This is a genomic window from Azospirillum sp. TSH100, from assembly GCF_004923295.1.
GTDB lineage: Bacteria > Pseudomonadota > Alphaproteobacteria > Azospirillales > Azospirillaceae > Azospirillum.
Genome location: NZ_CP039639.1, coordinates 292,490 through 305,794 on the forward strand (window position 1 = coordinate 292,490; position 13,305 = coordinate 305,794).

Annotated in this window: 13 protein-coding genes; 12 read left to right on the top strand and 1 reads right to left on the bottom strand. The window is 68.1% G+C overall.

The features are described from left to right. Positions 1-9 precede the first annotated feature (9 nt). The 5 genes from E6C72_RS29300 (at position 10) to E6C72_RS29320 (ending at position 5,171) form a co-directional block, all read left to right on the top strand. A complete protein-coding gene (locus tag E6C72_RS29300; RefSeq protein WP_109084637.1) occupies positions 10-1,668 on the top strand; it encodes a DegQ family serine endoprotease in 1,659 nt (552 codons plus the stop codon). 114 nt (positions 1,669-1,782) lie between these two features. Next, on the top strand, positions 1,783-2,544 hold the full coding sequence (locus E6C72_RS29305; protein ID WP_109084638.1) for a glycosyltransferase family 2 protein: 762 nt from the start codon (positions 1,783-1,785) through the stop codon (positions 2,542-2,544). Positions 2,545-2,581: 37 nt separating this feature from the next. After that, positions 2,582-2,917, top strand: a complete 336-nt coding sequence (locus E6C72_RS29310) for a lipid-A-disaccharide synthase N-terminal domain-containing protein (RefSeq protein WP_109084639.1) — start codon at positions 2,582-2,584, stop codon at positions 2,915-2,917. Beyond that, positions 2,914-4,623: a glycosyltransferase family 39 protein gene (locus E6C72_RS29315; RefSeq protein ID WP_109084640.1), complete on the top strand. Its 1,710-nt coding sequence runs from the start codon at positions 2,914-2,916 to the stop codon at positions 4,621-4,623. Before E6C72_RS29310 ends, E6C72_RS29315 begins: the two co-directional genes overlap by 4 nt. Before the next feature lie 155 nt (positions 4,624-4,778). Next, positions 4,779-5,171 carry a hypothetical protein gene (locus E6C72_RS29320; protein WP_109084641.1) on the top strand — a complete coding sequence of 131 codons (393 nt, stop codon included), beginning with the start codon at positions 4,779-4,781 and terminating at the stop codon, positions 5,169-5,171. 6 nt (positions 5,172-5,177) lie between these two features. Here the strand turns inward: E6C72_RS29320 and E6C72_RS29325 are convergent, their stop codons facing one another. After that, positions 5,178-6,176, bottom strand: coding sequence for an ROK family protein (locus E6C72_RS29325; protein WP_109084642.1), 999 nt, complete (start codon positions 6,174-6,176; stop codon positions 5,178-5,180). Positions 6,177-6,459: 283 nt separating this feature from the next. Between E6C72_RS29325 and E6C72_RS29330 the strand changes: the two genes are divergently transcribed. From E6C72_RS29330 to E6C72_RS29360, 7 genes are all read left to right on the top strand, one after another. After that, positions 6,460-7,227 (top strand): hypothetical protein, encoded by a 768-nt coding sequence (locus E6C72_RS29330; protein WP_247875522.1) that lies wholly within the window; start codon positions 6,460-6,462, stop codon positions 7,225-7,227. A 396-nt stretch (positions 7,228-7,623) separates the two neighbouring features. Continuing rightward, positions 7,624-8,529, top strand: coding sequence for a branched-chain amino acid ABC transporter permease LivH (locus tag E6C72_RS29335; RefSeq protein ID WP_109865420.1), 906 nt, complete (start codon positions 7,624-7,626; stop codon positions 8,527-8,529). A gap of 5 nt (positions 8,530-8,534) precedes the next feature. After that, complete coding sequence (gene livM, locus E6C72_RS29340) at positions 8,535-10,034, top strand: high-affinity branched-chain amino acid ABC transporter permease LivM (protein ID WP_109865421.1); 1,500 nt, start codon at positions 8,535-8,537, stop codon at positions 10,032-10,034. After that, on the top strand, positions 10,031-10,945 hold the full coding sequence (locus tag E6C72_RS29345) for an ABC transporter ATP-binding protein (protein WP_247876159.1): 915 nt from the start codon (positions 10,031-10,033) through the stop codon (positions 10,943-10,945). The genes livM and E6C72_RS29345 overlap by 4 nt, the downstream gene beginning before the upstream one ends. Positions 10,946-10,948: 3 nt before the next feature. Beyond that, positions 10,949-11,659, top strand: a complete 711-nt coding sequence (locus tag E6C72_RS29350) for an ABC transporter ATP-binding protein (protein ID WP_012978041.1) — start codon at positions 10,949-10,951, stop codon at positions 11,657-11,659. A gap of 1 nt (position 11,660) precedes the next feature. Next, entirely contained in the window at positions 11,661-12,020 is a 360-nt protein-coding gene (locus E6C72_RS29355; RefSeq protein ID WP_136700870.1) for a DUF6867 family protein, read from the top strand. A 166-nt stretch (positions 12,021-12,186) separates the two neighbouring features. Beyond that, positions 12,187-13,287 (top strand): branched-chain amino acid ABC transporter substrate-binding protein, encoded by a 1,101-nt coding sequence (locus tag E6C72_RS29360; RefSeq protein ID WP_109865187.1) that lies wholly within the window; start codon positions 12,187-12,189, stop codon positions 13,285-13,287. Positions 13,288-13,305 lie beyond the last annotated feature (18 nt).

Genomic DNA, 13,305 nt, shown 5'->3' on the forward strand with positions numbered 1-13,305 from the left:
AGACCGTCCATGCCGCATGCGTCCGTGCCGCGTTCGTACCCGATCTTCCGACGCCTTCCGGCCGCGGCGCTGTGCGCGTTGCTGTCCGGTGCGATGCTGCTGCCGGTTCTTCCCGTGGGGCCGGCCGCCGCACAGGATGCGGCCGCCGTCGGGGCGCCGCCGGGGGCGAGCAGGACCTACTCGCCGCCGTCCTTCCGCGACCTTGCCCGGACGCAGATCGACACGGTGGTCAACATTTCCAGCACCCAGGCGCCCCAGGCCTCGGCCGGCGGCGGCCGTCTGCCGGAGGGAATGGACATCCCGCCCGGCTCGCCGCTGGAGGAGTTCTTCCGCGAATTCCGCAACCGGCAGCGGGGCGGGCAGGGTGGGCAGGGTGGGCAGGGCGGCGGCTCCCAGGAAAGCGGGCCGAATGGCGGTCCCCGGGGCGGTGGTCCGCAAAATGGTGGTCCACAGGGCCTGCCGAGCATGGCGCTCGGCTCCGGCTTCATCATTGATCCGTCGGGTCTGATCGTCACCAACAACCATGTCGTCTCCGACGCGGCCGAGATCGCCGTTACCCTGCATGACGGCACCAAGCTGCCGGCCAAGCTGCTGGGATCCGATGCGCCGACTGATCTCGCCCTGCTGAAGGTCGAGAGTGCAAAGCCGCTGACCGCCGCCCATTGGGGCGACAGCGAGACGGTGGAGGTCGGCGACTGGGTGGTCGCCATCGGCAATCCCTTTGGCCTCGGCGGCTCGGTGACGGCCGGCATCCTGTCGGCCCGCGCCCGCGATATCCAGCAGGGCCCCTATGACGAGTATCTGCAGACCGACGCTGCCATCAACCGCGGCAATTCCGGCGGACCGCTCTATGACGCCAACGGCGGGGTGATCGGCATCAACACCGCCATCTATTCGCCGACCGGCGGGTCGGTCGGTATCGGCTTCGCCATTCCGTCCTCGCTGGCAAAGCCGATCATCGACCAGTTGAAGGAGGACGGGAAGGTTCGGCGCGGCTGGCTGGGCGTCCAGGTCCAGCGGGTGACGCCGGACATCGCCGAAAGCCTGGGCGTGGACGGCACCGGCGGGGCTCTGGTCACCAGCGTTTCGCCCGGCAGCCCGGCGGCGTCTGCCGGCCTGCGCCAGGGCGACGTCATCACGGCCTTCAACGGCGGCCCGCTGGAGCAGATGCGCCAGCTCCCCCGTCTCGTCGCCTCCACCGAGATCGGCCGCACCGTGCCGTTGACCCTGCTGCGCGGCGGCAAGGCGCAGTCGGTCCAGGTCACCGTCGGCGAATTGCGCGACGAGCCGCAGCAGCTGGCGATGTCGGGATCGAGTGGCGCGCCGCGCTCCGCCCAGCCGGAGGAGAGCAAGTCTGCGTTGGGTCTGAAGCTGGCTCCGCTGACCCCCGGCCTGCGTGAGACCTTCTCCATCGGCGACGATGTCGACGGGCTGGTGGTGACGGAGGTCGACCGCGACAGCCCGGCGTCGCAGCGCGGGCTCGACCTCGGCGACGTCATCGTCGAGGCCGGGCAGGAACCGGTGGCGACCCCCGCGGATCTGGAAAGCCGCATCGCCAAGGCGAAGGAACAGGGGCGCAAGACCCTGCTGATGCTGGTCAGCCGCGGCGGCGATCTGCGCTATGTCCCGCTTCCGCTTGCTCCCGCGGCCGGCGGTCAGAAGGGGTGATCCGGCCGTTCTGAAACCGGATGAGACGGAAGTGGAGATCTGCCCCGCTTCCGCCTCATCCTTTTCCTCTACCGTTCGCCGCGCTGCGAGAGTAATTTGCCGCCCGTTTGGCGAATGGGATGGCAAACCGTGAGCATTTATCCGGAGAACGGCCAGCCGGTGCGGCTGTCGGTCGTTGTCCCCGTTTTCAACGAGGCCGAGAACGTGCTGCCGCTGCTCGAAGAGATCGAGCGGGCACTGACTCCGGTCGGCGGTTTCGAGGTCATCTTCGTCGACGACCAGTCGGACGACGATACCCAGGCGCGCCTTGCCCCGGCGGTCGATGCCGGCCGGCTGCGCGTGCTGCGCCATGTCCAGCGCTCCGGCCAGAGTGCCGCGGTGCGCAGCGGCGTCAAGGCGGCGCGCGGCGAGTTCGTGGTGACACTGGACGGTGACGGCCAGAACGACCCGGCCGACATCCCGACGCTGTTCGCGCTGGTGTCGACGGGCGAGGCCGGTGCGCCGGTGCTGGTCGGCGGCCTGCGCAAGAAGCGGCAGGACACGCTGTCGAAGCGTTGGGCCTCCAAGGTCGCCAACGCGGTGCGCCAGTCCTTCCTGCAGGACGGCTGCACCGACAGCGGCTGCGGGCTGAAGCTGTTCCGCCGCGACGCCTTCCTCGATCTGCCCTTCTTCGGGGCGATGCACCGTTTCCTGCCGGCGCTGTTCCGCGCGCATGGCCACCCGGTGGCCTATGTTCCGGTGAACCATCGCCCGCGCGAACGCGGCGTGTCAAAATACAACAACTGGCGGCGCGGGCTGATCGGCGTGGTCGATCTGCTGGGCGTTTACTGGCTGAAGCGGCGGACGAAGCTGTCCGCGGTCTCCGAACGCCTCTGATTGACCTTTAGCGACCCGGTCGGGACAGGATTCTACGATGATTGAACGCGCCGCAGCGTGGTTCCAGGGACAAAGCACCACCGACCTGATCTGGGTCGGCATCGGCTTCTTCGCCCAGCTGATGTTCACCATGCGCTTCATCGTGCAGTGGATCGCCAGCGAAAAGGCGCGCCGCAGCGTGGTGCCGGAGATGTTCTGGTACTTCTCGCTGGGTGGCGGCGTCCTGCTGTTCGCCTACGCCTTTTACCGCTTCGACCCGGTGTTCATGCTGGGGCAGGGCATGGGTCTGGTGATCTACGCCCGCAACGTCTATTTCGTCTGGTCGCACAAGAAGACGCAGGCCACCGGCGACGCGGTGCCGAGCAAGCCGTGACCGCAGCGCCCTCGTCCTCCCAGCGGAACGGCCAGCGGAACAGCCTGCCGATCTGGGCCTATGCGTTGCTGGCGGTGATCGCCGCGGCGCTGTTCCTGCCGGGCTTCACTGTCCTGCCGCCCTTCGACCGGGACGAGGCCCGCTTTGCCCAGGCATCCTCGCAGATGCTGGACAGCGGCAACTATGTCGACATCCGCTTCCAGGACGAGACCCGCTACAAGAAGCCGGTCGGCATCTACTGGCTGCAAACTGCCGCGACCGCCGTTGCCGATGCCGTCCGCGGCATTCCGGTCGGCGCCGACAAGGTCATCTGGACCTACCGCATCCCCTCTTTCCTCGGCGCCATCCTCGCCGTTCTCGCCAGCGCCTGGACAGCGGCGCGGCTTTTCAGCGGACCGGCCGGCTTCATCGCCGGACTGATGATGGCCTCCTGCGTCGTGCTGGGGGTCGAAGCGCGGATGGCCAAGACCGACGCCGTGCTGCTCGCCACCGTGGTGATCGGGCAGGCGGTGCTTGCCCACCTCTATCTCCGCCGCCGCGAGCCTGCTCCCGTCGGGCGGGCAGCCTGGACGGCGCCGCTGGTCTTCTGGATCGCCGCCGGCATCGGCGTGCTGGTGAAGGGGCCGATGGTCCTGCTGGTGTCCGGCAGCACCGCCCTGGTTCTGGCGCTGTGGGACCGCGAGGCGGCGTGGGTGAGGCGGCTGAAGCCTCTGGCCGGTCTCGGCATCGTCGTCGCGATCGCCGCCCCCTGGCTGATCGCCATCGCCATCAAGAGCAAGGGCGCCTTCTTCGCCGAATCCGTCGGCCACGACATGCTGGGCAAGGTGTCGGGCGGGCAAGAGGGCAAGGGACTGCCGCCCGGCTATTATCTCGGCACCTTCTGGGTGACCTTCGCCCCCTGGTCGCTGCTGGCCCTGCTGGCGGTTCCCTGGATGTGGGCGCGGCGCCGTTTGGACGCCGTGCGCTTCTGCATCGCCTGGATCGTCCCGAGCTGGTTGGTGTTCGAGGCGGTGCCGACGAAGCTGCTGCACTACACCCTCCCGGTCTTCCCGGCCATCGCCGCTCTCGCCGCCGCCGCCCTGATCGACGGCTTCGACCGCAGCCGGGAACGGCCGCGCCGCTGGCTGGTCACCGTTGCTGTCGCGCTGGGCGTGATCGGCTTCGGCGCCCTGACCTTGGCGGTGGCGGTGATCCCCTGGCTGGTCGATCACCGGATCGATCCGGTCGGGGTGGCGCTGGTGCCGGTGGTGGGCGGCCTCTTCGCCCTGTCCCTGCGCTCGCTGCTGCGGGGAGAGCGACGGACCGGGCTCGCCGCCGGGGTGGGAGCCGCGGCGATCCTCTATGCCGGAACCTATGCCGCCGTGCTGCCGAACATCGACGGCGTGTGGGTCAGCCGGCAGGCCGCCCGTGCGGTGGCCCAGGCCCGGCTTTGCCCTGACAGCGTGGTGGCCACCGCCGGCTATTCGGAACCGAGCCTGGTTTTCCTGCTCGGCACGCCGACCAAGCTGGTCCACGGCGCCGGGGCCGCCGCGCATCTGATGGCCGACCGTTCCTGCGCTCTCGCGCTGGTGGAGGACCGGGAGGCGCCGGCCTTCCTCGACAGCCTGGGCACGGCCACGCCCCTGCCGTTGGCCGAGTTGTCGGGCTTCAATTACAACACCGGCAAGCGTCTGCACCTGACACTCTACCGCCTGCCGGCCCCCTGACCTAAACCCGGTGCCGTATCGTAAGGTGGGGCCTATGCCTCCCTTGGCGATGCGGCGACCGGGGTGGGTAATGCGCCTCCGCATTGGACGCCACGGGGGCTTTGCGGTCGACTGCCCCTTCCGATCCGTTTTCCCGGACGAAAGGTGCCTGTTCGATGACCCGCGTTGCCGTCCCCGCCAAGATCGCCGTCTCCGCATTCACCGCCGCGCTGGCGGTGACGACGCTGTCGCTGCCGGCTTACGCCCAGAAGCAGGAGTATGCGCCCTGGGTGTACGACCAGATGGTTCCGACCGGTCCGCTCCTGCGCAACCTGGATCAGGCCCAGCCGCTGCCCGGCCCGGCGCCGTCCCACTGGGGGGCGACGAAGGCCGGACCGGACCGGGCCGGCATGGTGCGCTACGGCACCGACGTGAAGCGGACGGACAAGCATTATTCCGCGTCCCATTCGCTGACGCCGCCGGTCGACCCTGCCGCCGCCAAGCGTGTGATGGCGGCGCCGCAGAGTGCCGACGCTCCGCCGGTCCCGCGGACAGCGCGCCGCGACTGAGACGGCTTAGCCGGCTGATGTTTCCGGCGGCATTTCTCCCGGCCGCCACAGCCACGCAGCACCGCGCACGCCACTGGAATCTCCGTGGCGGGCGCGGCGCACCGGTGTGTCCAGCCGGTCGCTGAAGGCCCAGGGCTGCATCGCCGCCGGCAGCCGCTCGTACAGCAGATCCGCGTTCGACAGGCCGCCGCCCAGCACGATGACGTCGGGGTCCAGCAGATTGGCGACCGCCGCCAGTCCGCGGGCCAGCCGGCCGACCAGCCGGTCCGCCGTCGCCTTGCATCCGGCATCGCCGGACGGATCGACGGCGCGGGTCAGGATCGTCGCGGTGTCCAGCTTCTCTCCGGTCGCCGCGAAATGGTCGGCCGCCACCGCCGGCCCCGACACGTAATTTTCCAGGCAACCATGCTTGCCGCAGTAGCAGGCCGGCCCCGGCCGCTCGCCTTCGGTCGGCCAGGGCAACGGGTTGTGACCCCACTCCCCGGCGATGGCGTTGCGTCCGCCCAGCACCCGGCCGTGAACGACGATCCCCGCCCCGCAGCCGGTGCCGAGGATCGCCGCGAACACCACACCGCAGCCGGCCCCGGCGCCGTCGGTCGCCTCCGACACCGCAAGGCAGTTGGCGTCATTCTCGATCCGCACCGGCCGGGCGAGCGCCTGGGTCAGATCGCGCGTGAAGTCGCGGCCGATCAGCCATGTGGAATTGGCGTTCTTCACCAGCCCGGTGGCGGGAGAGATGGCGCCGGGAATGCCCAAGCCCACCGTCGCCTTGCCGCCGGCGGGGATTTCCGCCTCCAGCCGGGCGACCAGATCGCGGATCGTCCTGACGCTGCCGTCGTAATCGCCTTTCAGCGTGGGAACTCTGTGGCGCGCCAGCTGGTTGCCGTTTCGGTCGAGCAGAATACCCTCGGTCTTGGTGCCACCCAGGTCGATGCCGATGCGGTACCCGCTTCCATACCCTGTTCCGGTTTCCGTTCCGGCCGATTGCGATCCGGTGGCTGCCATGCCCTGTCATCCATCCAACTGTCCTGTGCCCATCCATAGCGTCGCAGCCCCCCTTCCGTCCAGCGACGGACGGCGACCATGGCCGGATGGGCGCTGTTCGAACCGACGACCGTATCTGTCGGCAGATTCGCGTTGCTTCCTCGCCGCGTCGATGGGACAAAACGCAAGCAGCGGCCAAATCCCATTGACCCGTCACGGCGTTCGGGTAGAAGGTCGCCGACTGTCGGGCGATGCCGATCTCCGCCCGACCCCGTCCTATTGTACCGCGCCACCGGAGCCCCTGATGAGTCGCCAGCGCGCCGCCCTCCGCCATTCTCTCAAAGCCCTGACCGGCGCCGCCGTCCTCGGCGCGCTGCTCGCCCTGCCGGCGTCCGCCGGCGCTGCCACCAAGGAGCCCGCGAAGCCGGCCGCTGCCAAGGCGGCTCGCCCGGCGAAGTCGAGCGCTCCGGCCGCGCCCGCCTGCTACAACCGCGCCGAACATGCGGCCGAGCAGCTGATGCGCATGCACACCGAGATGATGGTGATCGGCCTGACCTGCCGTACGGTCGTCCCGGAGAAGAAGCCCTTCGACCTGTACCAGGACTTTTCGGTCAAGAACCGGGCCCTCCTGTCCAGCTCGGAAGCGTCGCTGATCAGCTACTACAAGCGTTCGGGCGCCGGCGGCAACGCCACCCGCCAGTTCGACATGTTCCGGACGGAGCTGGCGAACGAGATCAGCCGCCGTGCCGCCACCATCGGCATCCCGCAATATTGCGCCAATTTCGTCGACCGCTCGGTCGCCGCCAAGGATCTGACTGCGGACGACCTGCGCACCCTGACCAGTGACGAGAAGGGCGCCGGCCTGATGCATCTGGCGAGCCGCCCGCTCTGCGACGTCAAGGTGGTCAGCAATCCGGACCCGGTCATCGCCGTCGCCTCGGCCGCGCCGGCTCCGGCAGCGACGCCGAAGGCGACGACCGCCAAGGCGAAGCCGGCCAAGGCCGCCGCTCCGGCCAAGCCGAAGCAGAAGGTCGCGGCCGCCCCGGCCACGCAGTCCGTCACCGTCCGCTGACGTTCCGACCGTCTGCATCGTGTTGCAGAACGCCCTGCCGGCAATCGCCGGTGGGGCGTTTCGCATTTTCAGCCTTTGGCCTTGGCGGCGACGCATGCGGGCAGCACAAATCTGTCTTGCAAAAATCCGTCAGGCTGGTACTACCGAAAAGGTCAGGAGGGGCACCCGTGAGCCGGCCCGGCCGGATCGCAGGAACCGCCTCCGAACAGGAAAAACCATGGTCCGTCAGACCAATAGACGGAACTCCGGATGATACGGCATTCCGTTTGGTGACTGGACGGGCTGCACCAGACAGAGTGCACCAGACAGGGGGGCTGCTGTTGCGAGACCGGTGTGCCGAGTGTGCCCGTGCCGCCGCACCCTGCCTTTGCGCCGCGCTGAAGGTGGGATGAGGATATGGACTATTTTCTTCAGCAATTGATCAACGGGCTGTCGCTTGGTGCGATTTACGGCCTGATCGCGATTGGCTACACGATGGTGTACGGCATCATCGGCATGATCAACTTCGCCCATGGCGAGATTTACATGATCGGGTCCTTCGTGGCGCTGATCACCTTCCTTGCCATCGGCGCGCTGGGCATCACCTGGGTGCCCTTGGCGCTGCTGATCATGCTGCTCGCCTCCATGCTGTTCACCAGCGTCTATGGCTGGACGGTGGAGCGCATCGCCTACCGGCCGCTGCGCTCCTCGCCGCGGCTGGCGCCGCTGATCTCCGCCATCGGCATGTCGATCTTCCTGCAGAACTACATCCAGATCCTCCAGGGCGCCCGCTCCAAGCCGCTGCAGCCCATCCTGCCCGGCAACCTCACCCTGATGGACGGCGCCGTCTCCGTCAGCTACGTCCGCCTCGCCACCATCATCATCACCCTGGTCCTGATGGTCGGCTTCACCATGCTGATCAACCGCACCTCGCTGGGCCGCGCCCAGCGGGCGTGCGAGCAGGACAAGAAGATGGCCGGGCTGCTCGGCGTCAACGTCGACCGCGTCATCTCGCTGACCTTCGTCATGGGCGCCGCGCTGGCCGCCGTCGCCGGCATGATGGTGCTGCTGATCTATGGCGTCATCGACTTCTACATCGGCTTCCTGGCCGGCGTGAAAAGCTTCACCGCCGCCGTGCTCGGCGGCGTCGGCTCGCTGCCCGGCGCCATGCTCGGCGGCGTCGTCATCGGCCTGATCGAGGCCTTCTGGTCGGGCTATGTCGGCTCCGAATGGAAGGACGTCGCCACCTTCTCCATCCTCGTCCTCGTCCTGATCTTCCGGCCCACCGGCCTGCTCGGCCGGCCCGAGATCGAGAAGGTGTAAGCGCCATGACCACCCCTTCCCACGCGCCGTCGCACCCCCATTACCACATCAACGGCAAGCGCCCCGGCGTCGACTGGGCCGCCACCGTCAAGGACGCCGGCCTCGCCGCCTTCGTGGCATTGCTGCTGACCGTGCCGCTGGTGGGCCTGCGCACGGTGGACCGCCCCACCGGCCTCGGCATCGAGGCCCGGCCGGAGGAGGTCATCGCCTCGCTGCTGCTGGTCTTCCTCGGCCGGCTCGGGCTCGGGCTGATCCGCCAGGGCATGGCGCTGCCGGTGCTGATCCTGGCGCTGGTCTGCGCCGGCGTCGGGCTGGTGCTGCCGATGCCGACCCAGGTGCTGCGCCTGGTGCTGGTGCTGGGCGGCGGCGTCATCGCGCTGCGCGCCGCCATGACGGTGGCCACCGGCCGCTCCAAGCTGTCCCAGGCCGACCGCGACAAGCGCATGGACCGCGTCGCCGCCAAGGTGCAGCACGCCAGCCGCTACATCGGCCCGGTCGCCGTCGCCTTCGCCGCGGTGCTGCCGCTGACCCCGCTGGCCGACCGCATGATCCTGGACATCGGCATCCTGCTGCTGACCTACATCATGCTGGGCTGGGGCCTGAACATCGTGGTGGGCCTCGCCGGCCTGCTCGATCTCGGCTATGTCGCCTTCTACGCCGTCGGCGCCTACAGCTACGCGCTGCTCGCCCATTACTTCGGGCTCAGCTTCTGGCTCTGCCTGCCGCTGGCGGGCCTGCTGGCCGCCTGCTCGGGCGTGCTGCTGGGCTTCCCGGTGCTGCGGCTGCGCGGCGACTATTTCGCCATCGTGACCTTGGGCTTCGGCGAGATCATCCGCATCATCCTGGTCAACTGGTACCAGTTCACCGGCGGCCCCAACGGCATCTCCGGCATCCCGCGCCCGAGCTTCTTCGGCATCGCCGACTTCAGCCGCACGCCGGCCGAGGGCATGGCCGCCTTCCACGAGCTGTTCGGGCTGGAGTTCTCGCCGCTCCACCGCATCATCTTCCTCTACTACCTCATCCTGGCGCTGGCGCTGGTGGTGAACCTGTTCACGCTGCGCGTGCGCAAGCTGCCGCTGGGCCGGGCCTGGGAGGCTCTGCGCGAGGACGACATCGCCTGTGCGTCGCTCGGCATCAACCGCACCAACATGAAGCTGGCGGCCTTCGCCATCGCGGCGATGTTCGGCGGCTTCGCCGGGTCCTTCTTCGCGACGCGCCAGGGCTTCATCAGCCCGGAGAGCTTCACCTTCATCGAGTCGGCGATCATCCTGGCCATCGTGGTGCTGGGCGGCATGGGCAGCCAGATCGGCGTGGTGGTGGCCACGCTGCTGGTGATCGGCCTGCCGGAAGCGTTCCGCGAGCTGGCCGACTACCGCATGCTGGCCTTCGGCGCCGGCATGGTGGTGATCATGCTGTGGCGTCCGCGCGGCCTGCTGGCCCACCGCGACCCGACCATCCTCCTGCATGGCGGCAAGAAAGCCGCCGCGACGGGAGCCGCCAAATGAGCGTCGCGACGATGAATACCGACAAGCCTTTGCTGAGCGTCGAACACCTGACCATGCGCTTCGGCGGCCTGGTGGCGAACAACGACGTGTCGTTCGAGGCGCGGGCGGGCGAGATCACCGCGCTGATCGGCCCGAACGGCGCCGGCAAGACGACGCTGTTCAACTGCGTCACCGGCTTCTACACGCCGACGGTGGGGCGGCTGACGCTGCGCCACCCCGCCGGCAAGGAGTTCCTGCTGGAGCGCATGCCGGGCTACCGCATCGCCCAGCTGGCGGGGGTGGCGCGCACCTTCCAGAACATCCGGCTGTTCGGCGGGATGAGCGTGCTGGAGAACCTGATCGTCGCCCAGCACAACAAGCTGATGCGGGCGTCGGGCTTCGCCATCGCCGGGCTGCTCGGCCTGCCCGGCTTCCGCAAGGCCGAGCATGAGGCGGTTGAGCTGGCGAAATACTGGCTGGACCGGGTCCGCCTGACCGAGTTCGCCGACTGGGAAGCCGGCAACCTGCCCTATGGCGCCCAGCGCCGGCTGGAGATCGCGCGGGCGATGTGCACCGAGCCGGTGCTGCTGTGCCTGGACGAACCGGCGGCCGGCCTGAACCCGCGCGAGTCGGGGGAGCTGGCCGAGATCCTGACCTTCATCCGTGACGTGCAGACGCCGCAGGGCCACCGGACCGGCGTGTTGCTGATCGAGCATGACATGAGCGTGGTGATGCGCATTTCCGACCATGTTGTGGTGCTGGACTATGGCCGGAAGATTTCCGACGGCGATCCGGAGCATGTGAAGAACGACCCGGCGGTGATCCGCGCCTATCTCGGCGAGGACGAGGACGAGGCGCTGCCGCCGGAGGTCGCCGCCGACCTGCACATGCCGCAGAATGCCGGCTCGCAAGCCGCGCAGAAGGGAGCCTGATCCATGCTGAAGGTATCGGGCGTCCACACCTTCTACGGCGCCATCGAGGCGCTGAAGGGCATCGACATCGAGATCGGCGCCGGCGAGATCGTCTCGCTGATCGGCGCCAACGGGGCGGGCAAGTCGACGCTGCTGATGACGATCTGCGGCAGCCCGCGGGCGCGGCAGGGCCGGGTGTTCTTCGAGGGCGAGGACATCACCGACCTGCCGACCCACGAGATCGTGCGGCGCGGCATCGCGCAGTCTCCGGAAGGCCGGCGCATCTTCCCGCGCATGACGGTTCTGGAGAATTTGCAGATGGGCTCGATCGTGGCCCAGCCCGGCAGCTTCGAGCGCGAGTTGGAGCGGGTTCTGACGCTGTTCCCGCGTCTGAAGGAGCGCATCAACCAGCGCGCCGGGACGATGTCGGGCGGCGAGCAGCAGATGCTGGCGATCGGGCGTGCGCTGATGAGCCAGCCGCGGCTTCTGCTGCTGGACGAGCCCAGCCTGGGTCTGGCGCCGCTGATCGTGAAGCAGATCTTCCAGGTGATCCAGGAGATCAACCGGGAACAGAAGATGACGGTGTTCATGGTGGAGCAGAACGCCTTCCATGCGCTGAAGCTGGCGCACCGGGCCTATGTGATGGTGACGGGGAAGATCACGATGACGGGGACGGGGGCGCAGCTTCTGGCCGACCCGGAGGTGCGGTCTGCCTATCTGGAAGGGGGCCACTGAGATGGAAACGATCCTTGGCTCTTCGCTTCCGGTGTTCGTGTTCCTGACGGTTCTGGTGTTCGGCGGCTGCGGGGTGCTGACCGGACAGACGCTGGCCGAGGGGTGGAAGCCGGTCTCCAGCGTGCTGGCCTACTCGCTGCTGCTGGGGGTTGGCGACCGCTTCCTGGCCTGGGGCCTGTTCGGTGAACAGCTGCTGTCCGTGTGGGGCTTCATCGTCCACACGGTGGTGATCGGCCTCATCACGCTGACCGCACACCGCATCGCCATCGCGCGCCGCATGGTCAACCAGTATCCCTGGCTCTACGAGCGCGCTGGGCCGTTCGCCTGGCGGGAGCGCACCGGGACTACCGACCAGGCTTAAGGAATTAGACCGTACGGCTGATTGGTGCCCGCGAAACTGTCGCACTGTGCGCCACTTGGGGTATGGTATTCTGAGACCCGCCGGAGGGGACCCGGCGGCAAGGCCCGAAAGGGCCGGGGGTATGTTGCAACAGGGACCACTCACAGAACAGGGAGCAAGCACACCCATGAAATTCAAGCTGTCCCTTCTCGCCGCGATCGCGGCGACCGCGCTCTCCGCAACGGCCGCCAAGGCCGACATCGCGGTGGCCACCGCCGGCCCGATCACCGGCCAGTACGCCACCTTCGGCGAGCAGATGAAGAAGGGCATGGAGCAGGCTGTTGCGGACATCAATGCCGCCGGTGGTGTTCTGGGCCAGAAGCTGAAGCTGGAAGTCGGTGACGACGCCTGCGATCCCAAGCAGGCCGTGGCCGTCGCCAACCAGCTGGCCAAGGCCGGTGTGAAGTTCGTGGCCGGTCACTTCTGCTCGGGTTCGTCGATCCCGGCCAGCCAGGTCTATGCCGAGGAAGGGATGATGCAGATCTCCCCGGCTTCGACCAACCCGAAGCTGACCGAGCAGGGCCTGAAGAACGTCTTCCGCGTTTGCGGCCGCGACGACCAGCAGGGCCTGATCGCCGGCAAGTATCTGCTGGACAAGTTCAAGGGCAAGAACATCGCCATCCTGCACGACAAGTCGGCCTACGGTAAGGGTCTGGCCGACGAGACGCAGAAGGCTTTGAACGCCGGCGGCCAGAAGGAAGCCATCTACGAAGCCTATACGGCCGGTGAGAAGGACTATTCCGCTCTGGTCTCCAAGCTGAAGCAGGCGAACGTCGACGCGGTCTACATCGGTGGCTACCACACCGAGGCCGGCCTGATCGCCCGCCAGATGAAGGACCAGGGCCTTAAGGCCATCATCGTGTCGGGCGACGCGCTGGTGACCAACGAGTACTGGGCCATCACCGGCGATGCCGGCGAGGACACCATGATGACCTTCGGTCCGGATCCGCGCGAGAAGCCGGACGCCAAGGCCGTCGTGGAGAAGTTCCGCAAGGCCGGTTACGAGCCGGAAGGCTACACCCTGTACACCTACGCGGCGCTCCAGATCTGGGCGAACGCGGTGAACCAGGCCAAGTCGACCGACGTTGCCAAGGTTGCCGACGTCCTGCGCAAGGGCAGCTACGACACCGTCATCGGCAAGATCGGGTTCGACGCCAAGGGCGACGTCACCAGCCCGGCCTATGTCTGGTACAAGTGGCACAACGGCCAGTACGCCGAAGTGAAGTAAGCGAAACGCACCCGCGTT